Origin of the sequence: Arthrobacter sp. NPDC056691, from assembly GCF_042791415.1 — a bacterium.
Taxonomy (GTDB): Bacteria; Actinomycetota; Actinomycetes; order Actinomycetales; family Micrococcaceae; genus Arthrobacter.
The window spans coordinates 251,642-274,471 of the sequence record NZ_JBHTXX010000003.1; the positions used below are offsets into that span (position 1 = coordinate 251,642).

General features: G+C 64.9%; 18 protein-coding genes. 12 read left to right on the plus strand and 6 right to left on the minus strand.

Features of this window, described 5'->3' with window-relative positions; translation table 11 throughout:
- Window positions 1–45: 45 nt before the first annotated feature.
- Window positions 46–1,341, plus strand: a complete 1,296-nt coding sequence (locus ACFRAU_RS04710; RefSeq protein WP_377999019.1) for a S8 family serine peptidase — start codon at window positions 46–48, stop codon at window positions 1,339–1,341.
- A 628-nt stretch (window positions 1,342–1,969) separates the two neighbouring features.
- The gene (locus ACFRAU_RS04715; RefSeq protein WP_377999020.1) at window positions 1,970–2,860 is read left to right on the plus strand and encodes an Ltp family lipoprotein; all 891 of its coding nucleotides are present in this window, start codon (window positions 1,970–1,972) and stop codon (window positions 2,858–2,860) included.
- Window positions 2,861–3,026: 166 nt separating this feature from the next.
- Here ACFRAU_RS04715 and ACFRAU_RS04720 read toward each other — a convergent pair whose 3' ends face one another.
- Window positions 3,027–3,809, minus strand: a complete 783-nt coding sequence (locus ACFRAU_RS04720) for a GntR family transcriptional regulator (protein ID WP_377999021.1) — start codon at window positions 3,807–3,809, stop codon at window positions 3,027–3,029.
- A gap of 702 nt (window positions 3,810–4,511) precedes the next feature.
- On the opposite strand from ACFRAU_RS04720, the gene ACFRAU_RS04725 reads away from it, so the two are divergent.
- The 3 genes from ACFRAU_RS04725 (at window position 4,512) to ACFRAU_RS04735 (ending at window position 6,552) form a co-directional block, all read left to right on the plus strand.
- The gene (locus tag ACFRAU_RS04725) at window positions 4,512–4,958 is read left to right on the plus strand and encodes a hypothetical protein (RefSeq protein WP_377999022.1); all 447 of its coding nucleotides are present in this window, start codon (window positions 4,512–4,514) and stop codon (window positions 4,956–4,958) included.
- Window positions 4,959–5,296: 338 nt separating this feature from the next.
- Entirely contained in the window at window positions 5,297–5,980 is a 684-nt protein-coding gene (locus tag ACFRAU_RS04730) for a hypothetical protein (protein WP_377999023.1), read from the plus strand.
- A 185-nt stretch (window positions 5,981–6,165) separates the two neighbouring features.
- Window positions 6,166–6,552 (plus strand): endonuclease NucS domain-containing protein, encoded by a 387-nt coding sequence (locus ACFRAU_RS04735; protein WP_377999024.1) that lies wholly within the window; start codon window positions 6,166–6,168, stop codon window positions 6,550–6,552.
- A 376-nt stretch (window positions 6,553–6,928) separates the two neighbouring features.
- Here the strand turns inward: ACFRAU_RS04735 and ACFRAU_RS04740 are convergent, their stop codons facing one another.
- The 4 genes from ACFRAU_RS04740 to ACFRAU_RS04755 are packed head-to-tail and all read right to left on the minus strand — an operon-like array spanning window position 6,929 to window position 13,668.
- Window positions 6,929–8,188, minus strand: a complete 1,260-nt coding sequence (locus ACFRAU_RS04740; RefSeq protein ID WP_377999025.1) for a Wadjet anti-phage system protein JetD domain-containing protein — start codon at window positions 8,186–8,188, stop codon at window positions 6,929–6,931.
- Window positions 8,178–11,573 (minus strand): ATP-binding protein, encoded by a 3,396-nt coding sequence (locus ACFRAU_RS04745; RefSeq protein ID WP_377999026.1) that lies wholly within the window; start codon window positions 11,571–11,573, stop codon window positions 8,178–8,180. Before ACFRAU_RS04745 ends, ACFRAU_RS04740 begins: the two co-directional genes overlap by 11 nt.
- Window positions 11,570–12,229, minus strand: coding sequence for a DUF4194 domain-containing protein (locus ACFRAU_RS04750; protein WP_377999027.1), 660 nt, complete (start codon window positions 12,227–12,229; stop codon window positions 11,570–11,572). Before ACFRAU_RS04750 ends, ACFRAU_RS04745 begins: the two co-directional genes overlap by 4 nt.
- On the minus strand, window positions 12,226–13,668 hold the full coding sequence (locus ACFRAU_RS04755) for a DUF3375 domain-containing protein (protein WP_377999028.1): 1,443 nt from the start codon (window positions 13,666–13,668) through the stop codon (window positions 12,226–12,228). Before ACFRAU_RS04755 ends, ACFRAU_RS04750 begins: the two co-directional genes overlap by 4 nt.
- Before the next feature lie 184 nt (window positions 13,669–13,852).
- Between ACFRAU_RS04755 and ACFRAU_RS04760 the strand changes: the two genes are divergently transcribed.
- On the plus strand, window positions 13,853–15,064 hold the full coding sequence (locus tag ACFRAU_RS04760; protein WP_377999029.1) for an FAD-dependent monooxygenase: 1,212 nt from the start codon (window positions 13,853–13,855) through the stop codon (window positions 15,062–15,064).
- A gap of 44 nt (window positions 15,065–15,108) precedes the next feature.
- On the plus strand, window positions 15,109–15,618 hold the full coding sequence (locus ACFRAU_RS04765) for a hypothetical protein (RefSeq protein WP_377999030.1): 510 nt from the start codon (window positions 15,109–15,111) through the stop codon (window positions 15,616–15,618).
- A 119-nt stretch (window positions 15,619–15,737) separates the two neighbouring features.
- On the opposite strand, the gene ACFRAU_RS04770 is transcribed toward ACFRAU_RS04765, so the two are convergent.
- A complete protein-coding gene (locus ACFRAU_RS04770; RefSeq protein ID WP_377999031.1) occupies window positions 15,738–16,685 on the minus strand; it encodes a sugar-binding transcriptional regulator in 948 nt (315 codons plus the stop codon).
- A gap of 206 nt (window positions 16,686–16,891) precedes the next feature.
- On the opposite strand from ACFRAU_RS04770, the gene ACFRAU_RS04775 reads away from it, so the two are divergent.
- From ACFRAU_RS04775 to ACFRAU_RS04795, 5 genes are read left to right on the plus strand one after another with little or no spacing between them, the layout of a single operon-like run.
- Window positions 16,892–18,238, plus strand: coding sequence for an ABC transporter substrate-binding protein (locus ACFRAU_RS04775; RefSeq protein WP_377999032.1), 1,347 nt, complete (start codon window positions 16,892–16,894; stop codon window positions 18,236–18,238).
- A 26-nt stretch (window positions 18,239–18,264) separates the two neighbouring features.
- Window positions 18,265–19,248 (plus strand): carbohydrate ABC transporter permease, encoded by a 984-nt coding sequence (locus tag ACFRAU_RS04780; RefSeq protein ID WP_377999033.1) that lies wholly within the window; start codon window positions 18,265–18,267, stop codon window positions 19,246–19,248.
- Window positions 19,245–20,171, plus strand: coding sequence for a carbohydrate ABC transporter permease (locus ACFRAU_RS04785; RefSeq protein ID WP_377999034.1), 927 nt, complete (start codon window positions 19,245–19,247; stop codon window positions 20,169–20,171). Before ACFRAU_RS04780 ends, ACFRAU_RS04785 begins: the two co-directional genes overlap by 4 nt.
- Before the next feature lie 53 nt (window positions 20,172–20,224).
- Entirely contained in the window at window positions 20,225–21,286 is a 1,062-nt protein-coding gene (locus ACFRAU_RS04790) for an NAD(P)-dependent alcohol dehydrogenase (RefSeq protein ID WP_377999035.1), read from the plus strand.
- A 26-nt stretch (window positions 21,287–21,312) separates the two neighbouring features.
- Window positions 21,313–22,779, plus strand: coding sequence for a mannitol dehydrogenase family protein (locus ACFRAU_RS04795; protein ID WP_377999036.1), 1,467 nt, complete (start codon window positions 21,313–21,315; stop codon window positions 22,777–22,779).
- Window positions 22,780–22,830 lie beyond the last annotated feature (51 nt).

Consider the following 22,830-nt stretch of genomic DNA (forward strand, 5'->3'; position numbering starts at 1 on the left):
GGCATTAGCTGTCCAGCAGGTGCTGATTGAAGCAAGATACGTCCCATGAAAAGAATCGTTGTGGCCTGTTTCGCGGCGGTAATCATAGGCAGTGGCGCAATCACGTTTGCAGCTCCAGGCAACGCGGTGACCATGAGCAACGCGGCGACCATGAGCAACGCGGCAACCCCGTCGTCGCACATCTCCGGGCAAATCATGGTCAAGTTCCGTGAGAAAGCCTCGGCGGCCGGCGTACTGCGCCAGCACGGCCTCAAGGAGGGTCCCGGTATCGGCAGCACCGGGGCCCAACTTGTCAAAGTGCCGGCCGGCAAAGAGCTTCAGCTCATCGAAGCCCTAAGCCGAAACCCGGTGGTCGAGTACGCCGAGCCGGACGAGCTGGCTACGGCTGCCACAGCCGACGAGTACTTTCCTCGCCAATATGCACTGCAAAACAACGGCCAATCATTCACCAACACCGACGGCACGCAGACTGTAGCCACGGGCAAGCAGGACGCTGACGTCGACGCCGTCGAAGCGTGGAACGTCACGACCGGCAGCGGCATCAAAGTCGCCATTGTTGATTCAGGTGTTGCAAGCGACAATCCCGACATTGCGCCAAAGGTTGTTGCACGCGCCAACTTCAGTGGTACCGCAACGGGTGAAGATAATTACGGCCATGGCACACACGTCGCCGGCATCGTTGCCGCCACCGCCAACAACACGATCGGTGTGGCTGGTGTGTGCCCGAGCTGCACCATCCTGGATGCCAAGGTGCTGAACGACAGCGGATCCGGCTCGTCATCGGCCATAGCAAACGGCATCAACTGGGCCGTCAACAACGGTGCCAAGGTCATCAACATGAGCCTCGGGCAGCGCGTCGCATCCCGCACGCTGGAAGCTGCGGTCAACAATGCGTGGAACCGGGGAGTGGTGGTCGTCGCCGCAGCAGGCAACGCCGGCACCCAGGCCAAGATCTACCCGGGCGCTTATCCCAACGTTATCGCCGTGGCCGCAACCGACAACAACGACGCCAAGGCATCCTTCTCAAGCTACGGCGACCAGTGGGTGGATGTCGCGGCTCCCGGTGTCAATGTCTACTCGACCTTCCCGAACCACACCTTCGTCCTGGGCACGCAGAACGGCCGGCACACGGGTTATGACATTGCCAGCGGTACCTCCATGGCCTCGCCCATTGTCGCTGCAACCGCCGCCCTTGCCTGGAGCTCGCATGCCGGCGCCACGAACACGTCCGTCCGGGCAAATGTCGAATCAACCGCCGACAAAATTTCCGGCACTGGCACCTTCTGGGCGTATGGCCGGGTGAACGCCTGCAAGGCCGTCGGTAGTACTAACTGCCCTTAGCTTGAAGACTCCGCCAGGAGAATGAGCTGGCGGAGCCGTTTCGTTTAAGACTGGAGTGACTGCATCACCGAGAGGTGCCCGGCGCGGTCCGAGATGAGGCACTTGGCGAGGTAGCAGGGCCGATTCACGTACCTGGCGTTACAGCTGTCTCGGCGATTTCCGTCAGGATCCGACGGCGGGTCTGACGCACGCCAGACCTTTGCAAAATCCTGCGCTGAACCTTGCGTATTGCGTTGCCAAACCCACGCCGAGCTTGAGCATGTGGCAAAAAGATGAATGCGGAATACGCGGCTTGTGGGGAAGCCGGCTTTCGATGGGAAATCCAGACGCCCTCAAGACGAGATGATCCGCATGACACACCATCGAAGGGAACAGCATGCCCCAGTCCTATCCCGAACAGCCTCTAACACCCCGAGCGGCTTCCGCCTTCGGTCAACCCGAATGGCCGCCGGCCATGCCGCCGCAGCCGCCGGCTTCGTACCCTGGCCAGCCCGCTCAGACGCCGTACCCGGGGCAAGTCCTGAATCAGCAGCCGCACCCGCAAATGTCCCAGCAGCCGCCCATACCGGGCGCCGCTTATGGGTACCCGCAGAGGGGGCAGGGACAACAGGGCAATAAGTCATTCCTCGTGACGTGGTTGCTCTCCCTGCTCCTCGGCGGTTTGGGCGTGGATCGGTTCTATCTGGGCAAAGTCGGTACTGGCATCCTCAAGCTGATCACCTTCGGCGGTCTGGGGATATGGGCCCTGATCGACCTCATCCTCGTACTGGTGAACAAGACAAGCGATAAGCAGGGCCTTCCGCTGGAGGGTTACCACAGGCACAAGAAAGTGGCCTTGATCGTCACGGGCGCTTTCATCCTCCTCGGCATTATCTTCAACGCCAGCCGCAGTGCAGCTGCCCCGTCGTCTGAGCCGGCCGTTTCCACTTCCAATGACTCTTCGGTTGCTCCCGCAACTGCTGCTCCGGCCGAGACTGCAACGCTGGATCCCGCCGCGGCTAAGGCTGAGGCTGACGCAAAAGCTAAGGCCGACGCTGCTGCCAAGGAGGCGAAGGCTAAAGCTGATGCGGAGGCCAAAGCGAAGGCTGACGCGGCTGCCAAGGAGGCGAAGGCTAAAGCTGACGCCGAGGCCAAGGCGAAAGCTGACGCTGAGGCCAAGGCCAAGGCTGACGCTGCTGCAAAGGCTAAGGCGGAGGCTGCAGCTGCTGCGAAGGCTGCTGCCGAAGCTGGCACGATCAGTCAGCAGAATGCCCTGCAGAAGGCTGGGGATTATCTCGAGTACACCGCATTCTCGCGCACCGGTCTCATCAAACAGCTGGTCTTTGAGAAGTATTCGACAGCCGATGCGACCTGGGCAGTGGATCGCGTGAGCGTCAACTGGAACGATCAGGCAGCGAAAAAGGCCAAGGACTACCTGGAATACACGTCCTTCTCGCGTGCCGGGCTGGTTGACCAACTGCTCTTTGAGGGCTTCACCCCGGCGCAGGCCGACTACGGCGTGAGCAAGACTGGACTCTAGAACATGCGGCATTGATTGGAACGCGCAGCTTCAGGGCGCAAGGCGTGCCCCGGCCGTTTGCGGCCGGGGCATTACTCTTCGAATAGTCTGTTCTGCACGAACACGACGGGAAATTTCTCTACGCCTTGAAGCGAAAACGCACGGTGTGACTGCGCTCCCGGCCCGCTCAGGATTGGAGGGACTGCATCACGGAGAGGTGCCCGGCGCGGTCCGCGATGAGGCACTTGGCCAGGTAGAAGGGCCGGTTCGCGTGCCGGACGTACTGGGTGAGGACCAGCACCGGGTCCGAGGCCCGCAGGTCCAGCAGCTTGGCGCGGCTCGGGCCGACCTGGCTCAGGCTGATCTGGCACTCACCCGGCCCGAGTCCCCGGCCCGCCGCCTTGTTGAGCGCTGTGAGCAAGGTGATGCCGCCGTCGTCGTTTATGTCCAAAGGCGCCGCGGCGCCGCCCGCGAAGCTGACAGGGAGGGCGGAGATGTTTTCCTGGAGATGCGCGATGGGTTCGCCGTCGCGGATGAGGACGGAGTCCCAGAGCCAGACGTCGCTGCCGGGGTCGACGCCGACGCCGGGGGCCACGAATTCGGAGGCCGGCTGCTTCTCCACCTGGATGCGCTTGATCTCGACCTGGTGTCCGGGGCCGCCGAGGACCTCCTCGAAGGGACGGATGCGTTCGATGCCGATGCGGGGGAGGGTGTCGGAGACGAACCGGCCGACGCCGCGGCGGGCGCGGATGAGTCCGTCCTCCTCGAGCAGCATCAGGGCTTCGCGGACGACGGTGCGGCTGACCTTCATGTCGGTGCCGAGCTCGGTCTCGGTGGGGAGCATGGAGCCGGGCTGCAGCAGGTTGTTGCGGATGGCTTCGGCGATCCGGGAGTAGACGGCGACCCGGAGCGGTGAGCCGGGCTGGGCCTCCACCGGCTGGGACAGGAACCGGACGGCGTCCTCGTGCACGTTATGCCTCGCTTGCGGGTTGTTTGGGGGGGATTCCAGCGTAGCAAGTGGTACGGGCTTGTTGGACAAGATGCCACCAGCACGCCAAGGCAGCCTCAGCGCCCCCCAAAGGACTGTGCGAGTCTGAATCACCTGCCCTGCCGGGCCCTGAGCCTTGAATTGACGTCACGATCACGCCTTTGCGCGGAGGTACCCGAGCCGGTGCTAATGTGACCTCGACGCGACGAAGCGACTGTAACGTTCCATGGGGGCAATCCAATGACAAACGACCCGAACTTTCCGCCACCCCAGCCCTTTCCGCAAGGGCCCGAGCAACCGCCTTACGGCCAGTATCCTCAGCAAGGGTATGGCCAGCATCAGCCGTACCCGCCGCAGCACCAACAGGGACCTTTTCCGCCGCAAGGCTATGGACCGCCCCCTCAGCCACCGGCTCGGGACATGGGTCCCCGGCCGCCGAAGGGACCGCTCGGCCCGTCGTTCTGGATCGTGGGAGGGCTGCTGGCCCTAATTGTCCTTTCCAACACAGCGACAGGAAACGGTGAGTCGATTCTTGTCATTCTGGGCCTCGCTGCGCTTTTGACTGGTTTGTACGCGCTCATCTTTAAGAGGAAGTCTTGGGCAGCACTCCCAAGCCGAAATGCGGCGACAGCAGTCGCTATAGCTGGCACGGCAGCCTTGCTGTTCGGAGGAATCGCGGCTGGCGTGAGCAACAGTCGCGATTCGGCGGCAGAGCCCGTGACCAGTGCAACGCTCGAGGCCGACGCTGCTGCAAAGTTGAAGGTTCGCGAAGACGCGTTGGTGAAGTCAGAAGCGGAGTCGGCCGCAAAACTCGCGGAACGCGAAGAAGGCGTCAAGAAGGCGGAAGCAGCCGTCAAAGCCCGTGAGATAGCCGTAACCGGGGCCGAGAAGACCGCCGCTGCCAACACGATAGGTGAAGGAGTGTGGACAGTCGGCACGGATATGCCTCCAGGTGACTATCGGACCACCAAGGCTGTTTCCTCCAGTTGTTATTGGTCCATCACTCGAACTGGATCAAATGGGGGCGACATCATCGAGAACGATATTGTTCCCGGCGGCTTCCCAATGGTGACCCTTATCGAAGGACAAACGTTCAAGTCAACGCGCTGTGGCGAGTGGAAGAAGCAGTAAGCGCGAACATGTACCCCTCAGTACAGCGGCATTCCTCGTGAAAATACGCGGTTTGGCCAGCAACCTCGGCCCGGCGCTTCTACAAATCCGGGGCGCCTGGACGACATGGCCTGCCGTAGCGATTGGGGGATTCATTTGTTGCGGCGGTCGGACTCTGACTCCGTCAGCTGGGTCGCTATAAGCTCAACCAGAAGGATGGAGCAGAGATAGGACCCAGTCCCAAGCGACGAGTGTGGAAGGGTGGCCAGAATCTGCGGAAGCCTTGATTGAAAACTGCCCCTTGGGAAAGCCGTGCACGTGTAATCTGACTCCGAACATACAACTCCATGGGGGATCCATTGACTGAAAACTACCCGCCGGTCCCGCCGGCACCGCGGCAACCCGAAGGCTACGCGCAGCAGGCACCGGTCCAGGCCAACCAGCCGCCACAGTACCCGCAGACGGCGCCTGCGCCGTACGGTCAGCAGCCTTACCCGCCTCAGGCACCCGAGACCTTCCTTGCCTACCAGCCGCCTCAGTACGGCCAGCCGACACCGGCGCCGTATGGCCAGCAGCCTTACGTGCAGCAGCTCTCCTATGGGCAGCCGCAGTACGCTCCCTACCCGCCCCAGCAGCGCACGCCGCAGTGGGCCCCGGCAGCAGCGAAGCCCAAGTCCTCCGGCTTCCGGGTCGCCGCAGGCATCGTGGGGATCGTGCTGGGCTTCATCCTGCTCCTCGCGTCCGGCGTCGGGTTCCGCGCCAACTCCATCGCCGGGCTACTGTTGCTGATCGCCGCCCTGGGCAACATCACGTCCGGCATCGTGCTCCTGACGATGCAGCGCGGAAAGACCCGCGGTGCGCCGATCACTTCCATCAGCTTCGCTGGCTTTGCATTGCTGGCGGCCCTCATGGCTGTCCCGTTCATTGGCGGAGCCGTCCTCTTGTTCGCGGTCATCATGGCGACCCCGGTCCTCGTCGTCATGGGCCTGGGCCTGTCCCGTGAGATGAAGGAAGCAGCCTCACCGTCCCCCTCGGGCATCTGACGGGTGAATAACTACCCCGAATTCCTGCCTTCACCGCCCACAGCCTGGAGGAGGAAACGCCCGGCATTCATCGACTTCATGGACCATGTCGCTGAACGATGCGCGGCTTATCTGGACCTGCACATCTTCCACTACGCCCAGTACGAGGTCAGCCCCCGCGCAAGCTGGCCCGCCGCCAAGGGGTCATGGTCGATGAGGTGGAGCAGGTCGTCGAAGCAGCTCGAAGACTTGCTGGTCCACAACTGGGCCAGCACGTCCTTGGGCGGTACGACATCTACGAGGAAGACGGTCAGTCGGTGGGTCAGCAGTACCCCACCGACACTGGACCAATGGACATCCTGGCGATCAGCAAGGATCGCACCCGACTTCTTGTCGTCGAGCTGAAGCGGCGCCGGGCCGCCGACGCCGTCATCGGCCAGATCCAGCGCTACATGGGGTTCGTTCATTCAGGAAGCATTGCTCGAACCGGGACAGTCTGTCGAAGGCGTCATAATCGCCCAGGGAGACGATTTGCGGATCCGCCGGGCCCTGTCCATGGCCCGGAATATCCGCTTCATGAAGTATCTGGTTGAATTCCACCCAGAGTCTGTGGCCGGCTAGAAATTCTAATCGGGCACCTGTGTCTGGAGACTGCTTGTTCACCAGGGCCTACATGTCGTGGGTCAAGCGGTGCCCGTTCGCCCGACCATATGCCGCCAGCATACCTGGGTTTACCAGCGGGGGCAGCTACCGTGTCGCTAAGTCTGGGCAAACGCGGTGAAGGGACAAACCAGGCTGCGGGCGGGTGTCAACCCACATTTATTGATCTTAGGGAACTTTATTCGAAGCAAATAAAGTTCCGAGAACCAGGTGTGGAGGAAGTAGTTCTCGGGGGGGGCCGCACATGTACGGGACGAGGGGTCTAGGTTTCTGTCGACGGGCTCAACCAGCGGATCTCGATAGGCTCGATCACAGGAGGCGTTTGAGGGCCCAGTGCCAGTTGATCAACTCCTGTTCGAGGCGGACGGCTGATCCGTAGGTGTCATTGCCGAGGGCTTCGTACAGGGCGGTTTCCGTGGCCGTGAGTTTGGTCAAGATCGCCCTCGACGGCGTCGGCTCCTGTCCCCATGCGTCTCTGTGCGTCAGCAGCGTTTCCTCGTCCATCAGCACGCTCTCCACGTGCGGGTGCACCGCGCGGAGCTGGTCCAGGATTCGGAAGCCATGGGTGTCGATGTCGCCCCAGTACAGGATCTGGCAGTCGCGAAGCCACGCCGCGTCACGCAGGGAAGAGAATCCGTATCCGGCTCCATAGAGGGCGAGGGTTTCGCCCCGCTCCGGTAATGCGAGGAAATTGACCTGGTTCTCTGTCGCGATCACGGTGTGCACCGGCAGCTGGAGCGTGCTGAAGGCCTCAGCCGTCACAGTGATGTCCCTGGCGCAGCCCAGCACAGAAATTTCAGGGTCGAGGATGCGGAACCGGACCAGCTCGGGCGGGTGCAGGAATCCGTGCCGTCGGGCGAAGCGGGCCGCCGGGGTACGGCCGGCACCGCTTTCCAGGGCAGCATCAGACTCGCTCGCGTCCGGCTCAGGGACGTCCGCGGAGGCTTCGGAGTCGGTATCCGCCTCGCTGCCTTCGGATACCGGCGAAAGAGCGGCAAGCAGCTGATCAATAACCTGCCGATTCCGCTCGATGAACTTTGTGTGCACGCCGGGAAGTGCGAGCTGCCGGACGTAAATGCCCGGCACAGCATTGTCCCGAAGCCACATTGCCACCCGAGCAGCAGTCAGAGCATCAGAACCCAGTTCCAAAAGCTTCAGCGTCCGCCGGGCCGCCCACCCCAGAAGCAGCGGATCCAGCTCACCCAGCTGAGAGGCCAGCTCCTGGAACCGTGCGGCCTCCCGGGACTTCCCAACGAAGGCAACTTCGTCCTCCACGGTCACGAACACCGCAGCAGCCGGAATCCGGTTAGAGCCCACGGTCCGGTGCCCCACCTCCACCGTCTCCAACGAGTAGGGACCCGCCCCAGCGAACAGCTCAGCCGCCCACCGATGGGCCGCAGCGTAATCGCTCAACAGGGCTGCCGCCGTCGGGCGTTTCAGCGAACGGCGGCGCGGGTACGCGCCCGACGGCTCCAGCAATTCCCGCAGCAGCGCCCCGCTGTTCCACGCCTTTAGCGACAGCGCCCGAAGCCCGGCCACCGTGGTCCAGGACGAAGTCTCAGCCGGCACGCCGGTCCCGTTCGTCGCGGTACTCCTGAATGGTCATGTTGCGCAGCTGCGAGTCGTCTCCGTTGGTGTTCGCCACAAAGCCCACGTGCGAGACGAACGGCTCGATCACGTGGATCTTCTGCAGCGGCGTGACGATCAGCAGCTGCAGCTTCATCCGCTGGAACAGCTGCAGCCCGTACCGCGCGGACTCGTCGGACCCGCGCCCGAACGCCTCGTCGATCACCACGAATCGGAAACTCCGGCCGCTTTTCGCATTTTTCGACGCGCCAGCACCAGACCCCAGCCCAAACTGGAACGCCAGCGCCGCCGCGAGGATCGTGTACGCCAGCTTCTCCTTCTGCCCGCCGGACTTGCCGCCCGAGTCCGTGAAGTGCTCGAACTCCTCGCCGGTCTCGGTCCACTTCTCCGACGCCGAGAACGTGAACCAGTTCCGGACATCCGTGACCTTCGCCGTCCACCGCTCATCCAGCGTGGTCAGGCCCTCGCGTCCCCGAAAGCGCTCGATCAGCCGCTCCACCTGCAGGTACTTCTGCTCCGAGTACTGGTCCTCGTCGCCGATGGTCCCCTCCGAGCACGCCCGCAGATCCACGCCGAACTCGCGCACGTCCTGGTCCGAGCTGTTCTGGTGCTCCAGCTGGATGTGCCGGCCCGGGTTGTACTCAATCCCCGCCAGCGACTGGTTGATCTCGCCAATCCGGTTCACGATGTCCTGCCGCCGGCTGTCCAGGAACGCGTTGAATGCCACCACCTCATGGATGGTGTTCTGGTTCAGCGACTCCTTGAAGTGCGCCTCGAACCGGGGCAGGTCGTTGCTGACCAGCTGCTCCAGCAGCCGGTTGTAGTCCGGCGCCGCCTCGAGGGCGGCGTCGATGTCCGTGGTCTCGTTCGGGTACTTGTTGCGGAAGTCCGCCATCAGCCGGACGGTGCCCTCCGCCGCCCGCGCGATGCGCTTGGACAGCGCGTCGATGGTGTCCGTCAGCCCGGCCCGGACGGTGCTTTCCGCCGTGCCTGTGTTCTTGTAGGTCAGCGTCTTCTCGCCAAGCGCCGCGGTGGTGAGCTGCTCGACGGCGGCCAGCACCCCGCCGTCGTCCGTCAGGGGAGTCTCGGCGAGAATGCCGCGGCATTCCTCGATCGCCTCGGAGATGTCCCGCGCGTCCTTCTCGTTCGCGCCCAGGCGCTCGCGCAGCTTGCCGACGCGCTCCTCCAGCCGCTCAAGCTCGGCGGTGACGGCAGATTCCTTGGCGGTCAGCTGTTTGAGCACGTCACTGGCGGTTTCCAGCTCGGTCTTCTCGGCCTTGAGCTCCTCAATCCTTCGCGCCGTAAGCTGCCAGCTGATCTCGCCGAAGTCCGCCACCGACCGGACGGTGCCCAGCTGCTGGTTCTGCCGGCCCAGCGCGCCGAGGCTCTCGTTCACCTTGGCCAGCTGCGCATCCGTCACCCGGAGCTGGCCCCACACCTCGTCCTGTTCGGCGAGGAAGCGGCTGATCTTGTCGTGGTTGTCCCAGCCGAGCACATAGTTGCGGCGGTCCGTGAGCTCGCGCCGGTCATCCTTTTCGTGTCTGCCCCGGCCGCCCTTGAGCTGGCCGTTGACGGTGAGCGCCTTCGGATAGCGGCGGAAGTCCTCGAGGGTGTCGCAGCAGTAGTGGTCGAACCGGGTGGCCAGCTCGTCCAGCAGGAAGTTGCGGAAGGGTGTGTTCGGCTTGATGGCGATCTTCGCGGCCAGCGTTCCTGGCTCCGCCGTCCTGGCCGCCGGGGATTCGCCGATCCGGAGGTAGACCAGCCGGCCCTTCAGGTTGTTGGCATCCACCCAGCTGCTCACCGCCGCGTAGTGTTCGGCCGGCACCAGCAGGGACAGCGCGAAGCCGTGCAGCGTGCGCTCTGCCGCGCCCTCCCAGGCGCCCTCACCGTCCCGGACCCGCAGCAGTTCGCCGGCATACGGCAGCGCCGCTTCCGCAATCCCCGTGCCGTCACACAGCCGACGGCGGAGCTCGAGTTGGGGGATCGGCAGCAGGTTGGGGCGGGACTGCAGACTGCGCAGCTCGGCGCCGATTTCCGTGAGCCGGTTGTTCAGTCCGGTGCGGGCAATGGTCAGCTGAGTCCGGTCCTCCTGCAGCTCATCGGACTGTTCGGCGAGCTGCTTCTCGACGTCGCCGAGCCGTGCACGGTTGCCGTCGAAGAGCACCTTGTCCTCGGGCGTCCTCAGCCCCAGGTCCTTCGCGGCCTCCGTGTAGGTGTCGAAGCGCTGCCGCTGGGTCCTCGATTCACCAGCGAGCCGGGCGATGTCGGCATCGATCGCGGCGAGCCGGCCGCCGCCGTTGGTGCGGATATCCTCCTGCACTGCCTGCAGCTCGTGCCGCTTATCGGCGGTCTCAGTGCGGAGCTTGGCACTGTCCTCCTGCAGCCGTTCCCCGGTCCGCTCCAGCTCCTGCTGGTGCTCCAGGCTCAGCTGCAGCTTCCGGTCCGTGAACCAGGGGTGCAGCTGGTCCCGCTGCTGCCGGGCCAGCTCGTCCTCGCGGCTCAGCTTGGCGTGCTGTTCGGCGCCGTCCCTGATCGGGGTCAGGAGGGCGATCTGGTCCTTCGCCCGCAGCACCGCCTCGTGGGCCTTCTTCAGGTCGTCGAAGTGGTGGATGAGCTTGCCGATCCGTTCGGCGACGTTGTCCTCCTCCAGCATGTTGATCCGCACGAAGGAGGTGATGTTCTCCACCTGCTTCATGGACACCGTGCGGTGGAACAGCTCCATGGCCTGGTTGCCGCTGATGCCGAACTGCCGCTTGAAGGCCGCGGCGTAGGGTTCGAAGGTGTCGTGCACGGCGGCTCCGGCGGCACGGAGCTTCTTCTTCAGCTTGGCGGGATCCTGGCCGAAGTTGGAGAAGTCCGCCGCGATGGACTGGTCCGCCTCGGCCAGGGAGTAGAAGCGGCTTGGCTGGCCCGCCTCCTGCGTGGCCCACAGCGTGATGGCCAGCGTGACCGACCTGCCGAGCACCGCATTGTGGAAGACCGCGAGCACCACGGTCAGTGCCCCGGTGCTGCGCAGGGCCACGGGCCTGGAGTACTCGCCGCCGATGCTGCGCGTGCTCTTGTGGAAGCCGCGCACGTACGACATCAGCGAGCGTTCCTTCTTCTGCGCGCCGGCCGCCTTGTTGTACTCGATCTTGTGGGCCGGCAGCAGCAGGGTGGTGATCGCGTCCACGACGGTCGACTTGCCCGAGCCGATGTCGCCGGTGAGCAGGCTGTTGGCGCCGTCCAACCGGAATGTCCGCACGCCCTGGTGGAACGTGCCCCAGTTGAGCAGCTCCAGACGGTGCAGCCGGAAGCCCGGGGGAGTCCCGCCGTCGTCCGTCTTTTCCTCCAGGCTGAAGAGCGTGTCCTGCACTTCAGTGCTCACTTGCTGTCCTCCTCCGGGGTCCCGGCGCCCAGCGTCTCGGCGCCCAGCGTTCCGGCGAGCGTCGCACGGTAGTCCGCCAGCCGCGTATCGAACTCCTCCAGCCACTGGGCGTCCACGAACGCCTTGAGGATGCGGGCCACCTCGTACGTGTCCGCCTGTCCCTTGAGCTTCCGAAGAAAGCCGAGCTCCACCACTTTCTTGATGTCGGCACGGAGCCGGTCCAGCGTCCGGGCCTCGTTACTGGATTCCGGCCGGAACAGCGAGACCATGTCCACGATGTCCTGCTCGGTCATGATGAGCCTGACTTCGCTGCTGTTGATGTCGAACTCCAGCATGCGGCGGCGCAGGAGCACCAGCAGCAGGCTGACGTTGAAGGTGAGCGTGCGGCGGGCGATGAGCCGGGGAAGCGTGCCGTCGGGATCCTCGCGCGACTTCAGGAACGCGTAGCCCTCGGACTCGTCCAGGATCAGGTCCAGCCCAAGCACGGACACGTAGTCGCGGACCTGCGAGGACAGGCCCAGCAGCGACTGCCAGATCTTCTCGTCAGTTTCGGCGTACAGCACGCCTTTGAAGAGCCGGGTGACGACGCCGGGAAGTTCCTCGGGCGTGCGGCTTTCCGTTTCGGTTGTGGCTGGGAAATTCGCTGCCGGATTCATGCGGGCCTTCCGAAGATGATCTGTTCGAGGGTGGCTTCGCGCATGCTGCCGTCTTCCAGTTGCCAGGCTATGTGCTGCTCAGTCTCTGCGTTGATGGTGGCCCAGTCCGACTCCGTGGCCAGCTGGTAGTAGGCCACGATCTCCGCCAGCCCCTGCGTGACGGGGTGCTTCTTTGTGATCTCGGCGAGAGTGGCCTGTTCCGCCTCGGCGAGGACGGCGTCGATGTTGGCTTTGAGCCGTTCTTTGTCCACGTGGAACTGGCTGAACAGTGCGCCGGCGTCCACGTCTGCGTCGTCGGCGGTTTCGATGTGGTCCTCCACCATGACCCGCCGGCTGGGCTCGTACAGCGGCCGTTCGAACGGCAACGTGATGTCCACCTGCGGACCGTCAATGGCGATGAAGTCCCCTTGCGGGGGCTGTTCCCGTGTTGCCAGCGCGCCCGATTCGACGCTCCGGATCAGCTGCATGATGCGCTTGTTCTCGAGGAACACCTTGTCGTCCAGCAGCCGGCGCATCTGCTGGGACAGCTGGCGGACGGTGCCCTGCGTCTGTTCGACGGCGGGCAGCCAGTCCTGGTGCAGATTGGTCACCGCGTGCAGGTTATCGGTGCTGGCCAGTGCCTCGATCTGGGTGGCGCGCTGGAGGAGTTCCTGCAGTTTCCGCCGGGATTCCGGCGACATGAGGTAGTCCCAGAAGCCCTGGAACGTCCGGCCCTGCAGGGAGCTGCTGATGTCCTGCTGGTTGGCGAAGATGGATTCCAGCAGCTCGCCCTGGGTGCCATCCCACGTGGCGATCTGCTCGCGGACCTGGCGGTCCAGTTTCCGGAAGTTCTGTTCGACCTCGCGGAAGTCGGAGAGGAGGTCCTTGGCCAATGCTTGCAGCTGTTGGAAGTGGTCCAGCGCTTCAGGGGCTGTCATGACGCGGATGTTGCCGTCGCGGATGCGCTGCATCTCGGCGTCGATGTTGTCTCTTTGCTGTTGCAGTTCGTTCAGGCGCACCTCGGGGTCCGTCTCGGACTGCTGGACCAGCCGCTCGAGGACGGCGAAGATGCTGGTGAGCCGCGACTGGGTGGCGACGAAGTCCCTGCCCTTGAGGCTCTCCACCCAGCGGACCACATCCTCCGCGGCAGGGGTGAGATCGTACCGTGGCTCGTCGTGGCCCTGGATGTAGTACTTCCGTAGCCAGGCCCTTTCGGGGGCGGCCCAGTCGTCCAGGTATTCAGCTGCCTGCCGCGGGAACTTGTCCTCGCCGTAGGCATCCCGCAGGCCGAAGAGCACGTCGTCCAGGCTGTCGATGAGCTGCTGCCGGCCGAGGTTCCTTTGGTTGGGACCGGTGAAGGCGGCCATGAAAAACGAGATGGCGAGCGGGGCGTTCTGGGCGCGCAGCAGGGACCAGCCTGCATGGTTCTCACGCAGGGCGTTGATTGCGTAGTAGTCCATCCGGTCCTCGCGGTGCTGCGCCTCACTTGCCGTCAGTTCACTCTAAGGGGCACCGCGGACATCCAAAGGCAACGCATTTCGAGTTTTTGTCCAGATAATGGCCGCTCAGAGGCTTCCAGAAGCCATTATCTGGACAAAAACTCTTCCGCATCTTCGGCAGGGTTGCTTGGGCTACCCTCGGAGCATGCCTACTCCTTCCGTTTTGATCGCAGGTGCGAGCGTCGCCGGTCCGGCGCTGGCCTACTGGCTGGAGCGCTATGGCTGGCGCACGACCGTTGTGGAGCGGGCGCCGGCTCTGCGCACCGGTGGGCAGAACGTTGACGTCAACGGGGCGGGACTTCAGGTCATCCGGAGGATGGGGCTGGAGGACCAGGTCCGCGCTGCCCACACCGGTGAGTCTGGGCTGGAGTTCGTCGGGGCGCGCGGGCAGGTGTTGGCGCGGTTCCCGGTCGGGGACCCAAGCGGCATGAGCCTGACCTCCGAGGTGGAGATCCTGCGCGGCGACCTCGCCGAGCTGCTTGTCTCCAACACCTCTGCCAGTACCGACTACCGCTTCGGCGACCGCATCACATCGCTGCAGCCGGAAGGCGACGCCGCCCTGGTGACGTTCGAGCAGGGCAGCGCGGAACGGTTCGACCTCGTCGTCGCCGCCGACGGCATCGGCTCCGACACCCGCAGGCTGGTCTTCGGTGACGAACCGGTAGTGACGTCCCTGGGTCTGGAGGCGACCTGGGCGACGATCGCCCGCACCGACTCGGACACCGACTGGTGGCGGTGGTTCAACACCCCCGGTGGCACCATCTCCCTGCGGCCGGACCGGTACGGCACCATGCGTGTGCTGATTACCCGCACGCTGTCCCGGGGTGAAAAGCGCGACCCCGCCAGCGGGCGGACACCGGAGGAGCAGCGCGCACTGCTGCGCCAGACCTTCTCCGGCGGCGGCTGGGAGACCGACCGCGTACTTAGAGCGCTGGAAGACGTCGAGGACCTGTACTTCGAGGAAGTGGGCCAAGTGCACGCCCCTCGATGGTCGAAAGGCCACGTCGTGCTGGTCGGTGACGCCGCCCATTGTCCTTCCCCGATGACAGGGATGGGCACGACTCTCGCTGTCGTCGGGGCCTACGTGCTGGCGGGAGAGATCGCCAAGCACACGGCCCTATGCGATGGCTTGGCCGCGTATGAGCGGATAATGCGGCCGTGGGTCAACCAGACCCAAAAGCTGCCGCCCGGTGTACCGAGGATCGCGAACCCCACCTCACGAGCCGGCGTCGCCCTGCTGCAGGCTGCTGTGCGCGTAGCCGGCACGCGGGTGGTGCGTGGAATCGCCACCCGTATGAGCCGGGGCGGCCCACCAGCCCAGACGTTCGCGCTACCGGATTACGCACACCTTGAGTAGCCGGTATCTGCTCAGGCGCAACGATCCAGATTAAGGAACACGCATTGCAGATCAACAAGCAGACGCTAACAGACGACGGGTTCGCTGGATTTAGATCGTTTGATCAGCTCGACATCAACCGGGTTCCGAGGTCCACCGGAATCTATGTGGTGCTCAAACCCGAGGGCTTCGAACGACAGTTCCTTGCAAAGAGCTCGGGAGCCCGATTCAAGAAGCGGGATCCATCCCTGCCCCATCCTGCCTTGGAGGACGAGTGGGTCGAGAAAGCTGACGTCCTGTACATCGGGAAAGCAGGTCCAGGAAGCACGGGCAACCGGGGACTACGAAAACATATTCAGGAGTTCACTGACTTCGGCCGCGGGAAGCCTGTGGGCCATTGGGACGGGCGGCTCATCTGGCAACTCGCCGACTCCCAATCGCTACTCATCGCGTGGAAGGAACTGCCGGCTTCCGAGGTGAACTCTGCCGAAGCCATGTACCACGCGAAATTCATCGGCATTTACGGAAGACTGCCGTTCGCCAATCTGGTTCAGGCCAGGGCGAAGGGAGTTTAGGCGCTCAAGGTGGCTCGCGGCGCTCGCTGACGCGGACCGCGTTGGTGTGGAGTTGCGCGGTACGACGGCGACCGAAGCAGTTTCAACAGCTCAACCAACGGTGCTGGGTTTCGAAAGGCTCAGCCAGCGGACTCGGCGATCAGGTCAGTCAGGGCCCGGGCCAGCGGTGAATCGATGATCAGGGTGGTGACGAACCCGGCCTTGGCCACGGCCAGCACGCCTTCAGCGCGCCCTTCCCCCTGGGCCACGGCAATCACCTTCGGGGTCCGCTGCAGCTGCTTGATGGTGACGGCGATGATCTGCTCGTCCAGCCCCGATTCCACCGGGACACCCGCAGCGTCAAGCAGCCGGCCTGAACACTCGGCCACTGCGCCGGCCTCGATGGCCGCCTGGCGCAGTCCGGCGTCGGCGCGGTCCCAGATGGTAGAGGTGGCCGGCTTCCACGCCCCGATTGCCACGACGGCCAGATCGAGTGAATCCGCCTTGGCCAGTGCCTCGGCGATCTCGGGCTGACGGCGCAAGCCGGCCGCCGTCGTCGGATCTTCCACCACCAACGGTGCCCACAGCGGCCAGGTGAGCCCCCCGCTCACATGTCCCAGCCGCTGGATCAGCTCGAGCGGATTGCTCTCGCCTTCCGTGGGGAGGGCGCCGGCAAGCTGGACGACGTCGCACCGGGGAAGCTCCCGGACCAGCCGCGACGCCACGTCCAGGGTGCGGGACCAGGAGATGCCCATGGTCCCGCCCGCTGGTGCCTGCCGGGAGATTTCGACGGCGGCCGCCTTGGCCAGGATGCCGCGCGCCTGGATCACATCCCCGTTGGTGTCCGCGACGATTACCTCGCCAATCCCCAGCGCCGACTCGATGCGGCGGATGTCGGCTTTGGAGACGCGGGACGGAAAGTTCACCTTGATCTCCACGATGCCCGTCTCGCGGGCCTCCGTGAGCAGCCGGGCCACCTGGAACCGCGAGATCTCGTAGCTGGCGCCGATCTCCACCTTGGAGCGGTTTTCCAGGTAGTACTCGCTGCTGATGCGCGCCAGAAGCTCCTCATGGGAATGCTCCGTCATGCTCGTCACCTCTCGCACACCTGATCATTTGAGTATTGCCTCTTGCTCAAACGAGTATATATGACTAGAGTCACATGACAGATGAGCATTTGCTGTTGCTCATATGAGCATCTCAACTGAGAACCGACCGGGCCTAGCGGCCCTTGAGTCTGGCTTACTACTTCGGCCCGGCTCGTGTCCCGACTCTTGAGCACAAAGGAGTTCTTATGCGTCCCAACATGCGCGCCGCCTCACTGGCCGCAGGTGCCCTGTGCATCGCCTTGTCCGCCTCGGCCTGCGCCGGTGCGGGCGGCGGATCAGCTGCCGGCGACCCGAACAGCATCAACGTGCTGATGGTGAACAACCCCCAGATGGAGGACCTGCAGAAGCTGACCGCGGACAATTTCACGAAGGAAACCGGCATCCGGGTCAACTACACGGTCCTGCCGGAGAACGACGTCCGGGCCAAGATCAGCCAGGAGTTCTCCAGCCAGGCCGGCCAGTACGACGTCGCGTCCCTGTCGAACTACGAGATCCCCTTCTTCGCGGCCAACCACTGGCTAGCACCGCTGGACAGCGTGGCCAAGGATCCCAAGTTCAACCAGGCGGACATCCTGCCCGCCTACACGGCATCCCTCACGGGCAAGGACGGCAAGCTCTATGGCGAGCCCTTCTACGGCGAGTCCTCGTTCCTGATGTACCGCAAGGACATCCTGGAGGCCAAGGGCCTGACGATGCCGGAGAAGCCGACGTGGGATGAGGTGGCCGACATTGCGGCCAAGGTGGACGGTGCAGCCCCGGGGATGAAGGGCATCTGCCTGCGCGGCCAGCCCGGTTGGGGCCAGGTCTTCGCTCCGCTGACCACCGTGGTGAACACCTACGGTGGGACCTGGTTCGACAAGGACTGGAACGCGCAGGTCAACGCACCCGAGTTCACCGCCGCCACCGAGTTCTACACCAAGCTGGTCCGCGAGCACGGGGAGGCCGGGGCCGCGCAGGCCGGGTTCACCGAGTGCCTGAACAACATGAGCCAGGGCAAGGTGGCCATGTGGTACGACGCCACCTCGGCCGCCGGCGCGCTGGAATCCGAGGCATCACCAGTGAAGGGCAAGATCGGCTACGCCCAGGCACCGGTGAAAAACACCAAGTCCTCCGGCTGGCTGTGGACCTGGTCCTGGGCCATGCAGGCGGCCTCGAAGAAGCAGGACGCTGCCGGGAAGTTCATCGCCTGGGCCAGCTCGAAGGACTACGAGGAACTCGTTGCCGCCAAGCTCGGCTGGGCGAAGGTCCCTTCCGGCAAGCGCATCTCCACCTACGAGAACGCCGAGTTCCAGCAGGCCGCGCCGTTCTTCAAGGCCGAACGCTTCGCCATTGAAAACGCCGACCCGAAGAACCCCGGAGCCCAGGCGCGCCCCGCCGTCGGGATCCAGTTCGTCGGCATCCCCGAATTCGCGGCCCTGGGCACCAGCGTCTCCCAGGGCGTCAGCTCCGCCATCGCGGGCCAGGGCACCGTGGCCGACGCGCTGGCCAAGGGCCAGCAGGCCGCCGAAAAAGTCGGCACCAAGTACAAGTGACCTCAACCCAACCGCAGGAGAACACCATGACTACCGCAACGGCGCGTATCTCCCGTCCGGGACACAACGCAGCCACACCTCCACGGAACACCAACTCACGGAACGCCCGGTCACGGGAACGCGCCCTGGCCTGGGCACGGCGCGCACCGCTGCTTCCGGCCCTGGTCTTCCTCATCATCGTCACCCAGCTCCCGTTCGCGGTGACGCTGATCATCTCGTTCCTCAACTGGAACAGCCTGAGCCCGGACAAGACCGCCTTCGCCGGCCTGGAGAACTACGTCACGGTCCTCACCGATCCGGACCTGCGCCAGGCCATCTTCACCACCATCCTCCTCACCGTTTCAGTGGTCCTGCTGAGTCTGCTGATCGGACTGGGCCTGGCCCTGCTGCTGGACAAGAAATTCATCGGCAGGGGACTGGCGCGGACCCTGCTGATCGCCCCGTTCCTGGTGGTGCCCGTGGCCGCCGCCCTGATCTGGAAGCACGCCCTGCTGAACCCGACCTACGGGCTGATCAACGGGATCCTGACCTGGGTCTGGTCCCTGTTCGGAAACGACGCCGCGCCCCAGCTGGACCTGCTGTCCCAGGCGCCGCTGATGGCCGTCATCGTGTCCCTGGTCTGGCAGTGGACCCCGTTCATGATGCTCATCCTGCTGGCCGGACTTCAGTCCCGACCGATGGACACCGTGGAAGCCGCACAGATGGACGGCGCCACGCCCTGGGCCATCTTCCGGCACCTGACCCTGCCGCACCTGCGCCAGTACATCGAACTCGGCGGCCTGCTCGGCGCGATCTACATCGTGCAGAACTTCGACTCCGTCTTCACCCTCACCGCCGGGGGACTGGGAACCGCCAACCTGCCCTACGCGATCTACCAGACGTTCTACTTCGCCAACGAATACGGCCTGGCCTCCGCGGCCGGCGTCGTGGTGGTCATCGGCACCATCATCGTGGCGACCTTCGCCCTGCGCACCGTTTTCTCGCTCTTCAAGAAGGAGGCAGCACGATGAGCACCCTCACCACGCCGCACAGCACGCAGCCCGGCCCCGCCGCCGTGAAGACAGGCTCCCGCCTCAGCTTCGGAAAATCCGGGCGCAAGTCCCGGATGGACCCCACCCGGAACAACACCGCCGCCGGCATCGCCGCCTGGCTGCTGGCCCTGCTCTTCGCCACACCGGTCCTGTGGATGATCCTGACCTCCTTCCACTCCGAAACCGACGCCGCCACCAACCCGCCGTCCATCGCCGCCAACCTCACCCTGGACGCCTACAAGGAATTCTTCGGCGCCAGCTCCGGGGTCAGCCCGTGGCCGCCGCTGATCAACTCCGCCACCGCCTCGGTCCTCTCCACCGTCCTGGTCCTGGCACTGGCCATCCCGGCCGCCTACGCCCTGTCCATCCGGCCGGTGAAGAAGTGGACCGACGTCATGTTCTTCTTCCTCTCCACCAAGATGATGCCCGTGGTGGCCGCGATCCTGCCGCTCTACCTCTTCGCGAGGACCGTGGGCGCGCTGGACAACATCTGGTTCCTGATCCTGATGTACACCTCCATGAACCTGCCCATCGCCGTCTGGATGATGCGCTCCTTCCTCGCCGAAGTCCCGGAGGAAATGCTCGAGGCCGCCCAGATCGACGGCGCCAGCCTCCTGCTCATCCTGCGCAAGATCATCGCCCCCGTCGCCATGCCCGGCATCGCCGCCACCGCCCTGATCTGCTTCATCTTCAGCTGGAACGAACTCCTGCTGGCCCGCGTCCTCACCGGCGTCGTCGCCGGCACCGCCCCGGTGTTCCTCACCGGCTTCGTCTCCGGCCAGGGCCTGTTCCTCGCGAAGGTCTGCGCCGCCGCCGTCGTGATCTCCCTGCCCGTGCTGTGCGCCGGCTTCGCCGCGCAGGACAAGCTCGTCCAGGGCCTCTCCCTTGGCGCCGTGAAATAACCAGCGCCGTCAAATAGCGCCCTTCCACTCCCGATTTTCCAAGGAACACCTCGATGACCACATCAACCGCCCAGTCCGCCATCCACACGGAACCAGCAACGCCCGCCACCATGCGCGCCGCCGTCCTGAAGCGCCAGGGGAGCATGTCGATGGAAACCCTGCCCGTCCCCGGCCTCGAGCCCGACCAGGTCCTGGTGCAGGTGGCCGCCGTCGGCGTCTGCGGCAGCGACGTCCACTACTACGAGCACGGCCGGATCGGCGACTACGTGGTGGACCACCCGCTGATCCTCGGCCACGAACTCTCCGGCCGGATCACCGCCGTCGGAACCGCCGTCGACCCCGCACGCATCGGCCAGCGGGTCGCCGTCGAACCCCAGCGCCCCTGCCGGACCTGCAGGCAATGCAAGGCCGGGCGGTACAACCTCTGCCCGGACATCGAGTTCTACGCCACCCCGCCGGTCGACGGCGCCTTCGCCGAATACGTCACCATCCAGTCCGACTTCGCGTACGACATCCCGGACACCGTCAGCGACGAGGCCGCCGCCCTGATCGAGCCGCTCTCGGTGGGGCTGTGGGCCTGCGAACGCGCCGGCATCAAGCCCGGCAGCCGGGTGCTGATCGCCGGCGCCGGACCCATCGGCATCATCGCCGCCCAGGCCGCCCGCGCGTTCGCCGCCACCGAGATCTACATCAGCGACATCGCCGAGGACCGGCTCGCGTTCGCGCTGGAGCACGGGGCGACGCACGCGCTGAACGCGCGGACGGACAGCGTGGAAGGGCTCGACGTCGATGCGTTTATTGACGCTTCCGGCGCACCCCAGGCGGTCCGTTCCGGCATAAGGGCCGTCGGCCCCGCCGGCAAGGTGATCCTGGTCGGGTTGGGGGCGGACGACGTCGAACTCCCCGTCTCCTTCATCCAGAACCGTGAGATCTGGCTCTCCGGCGTGTTTCGCTACACCAACACCTGGCCGCTGGCCATCCAGCTCATAGCCGACGGCAAGGTGGACCTGGACATCCTGGTCACCGGCAGGTTCACCCTCGCCGAATCAGAGCAAGCGCTCAAGGCCGGCAAGCAGCCCGGTCAGCTCAAAGCAGTCGTCTACCCGGGCCGCTGACAGCCCGCGCCGAAAGGAAACAGCACATGCTCACGAATGCAACACTTACCGAACTCCCTGTCAGCCTGGGCAGGCCGTCCTACGACCGGTCGGCCCTGACCGCGGGGATCGTCCACTTCGGCGTCGGCGGCTTCCACCGCGCCCACCAGGCCATGTACCTGGACCAGCTGATGAACGCCGGCCTGGCACGCGACTGGGCCATCTGCGGCGTGGGCGTCCTGCCCGGCGATGCCCGCATGAAGCAGGTCATGGACGGCCAGGACTGCCTGTACACGCTGGTGGTCAAGAACCCCGACGGCACGCGCGAAGGCCGGGTCATCGGCTCGATCATCGAGTACCTCTTCGCCCCCGACGACCCCGAGGCGGTCATCGAGAAAATGGCGTCCGACGGCGTCCGCATCGTTTCGCTGACAGTCACCGAGGGCGGGTACAACTTCCACCACGTCACCGGGGACTTCGACGCCGGGAACCCCGACGTGGTCCACGACCTCCAGCCGGGTGCCGCGCCGCGCACAACCTTCGGGCTCATCACCGAAGCCCTGCGCCGCCGTCGTGATCGGGGCCTGGAGCCCTTCACCGTGATGTCCTGCGACAACATCCAGGGCAACGGCGACGTGGCGCGAAAGATGTTCACCGCCTTTGCGTCGCTCAAGGATCCGGAGCTGGGCGCCTGGGTGGCGGAGAACGTGCCGTTCCCCAACAGCATGGTGGACCGGATCACCCCCGTCACCACGGACGAGGACCGCCGGGCCATCGCCGAGGAATTCGGCCTGGAGGACGGCTGGCCGGTGGTCTGCGAGCCGTTCGAACAGTGGGTGCTGGAGGACCACTTCAGCCTGGGCCGCCCGTCCTTCGAAAAGGCCGGCGTGCAGCTCGTCGAGGACGTGGAGCCGTACGAGCTGATGAAGCTGCGGCTGCTCAACGCCAGCCATCAGGGCATGTGCTACTTCGGCCATCTCGCCGGCTACCGCTACGCGCACGAGGCGGCGCAGGACCCGCTGTTCGCCCGGTTCCTGCTCGACTACATGGACAGGGAAGCAACCCCCACCCTGCAGCCGGTGCCCGGCATCGACCTCGACGCCTACAAGCGCACCCTGATCGAGCGGTTCTCCAACGAATACGTCCGCGACACTCTGGCCCGCCTGTGCGCCGAGAGCTCGGACAGGATCCCGAAGTGGCTCCTGCCCGTGGTCCGCATCAACCTCGGTAACGGGGGAGATATCCGGCGGTCAGCGGCCATCGTGGCGAGCTGGGCCCGGTATGCGGAAGGCGTTGACGAGCAGGGCAGTGCTATTGACGTGGTGGACCGGCTGAAGGACACGCTCATGGCCGCCGCAGCGCGCCAGCGGCAGGACCCGCTGTCCTTCATCTCGAACCGGGAAGTCTTCGGCGACCTCGTTGACAACGAGCGCTTTGTGGCCGCCTACTCCGACGCCCTGGCCAGCCTGCACGGCGACGGCGCGAAGGAGACCCTTCGTGGGCTGGAGTCCTGACCGCGTTGCTGTAGAGGAAGACTTGGCTGATCTTGCCTGAAACTTTCGCCG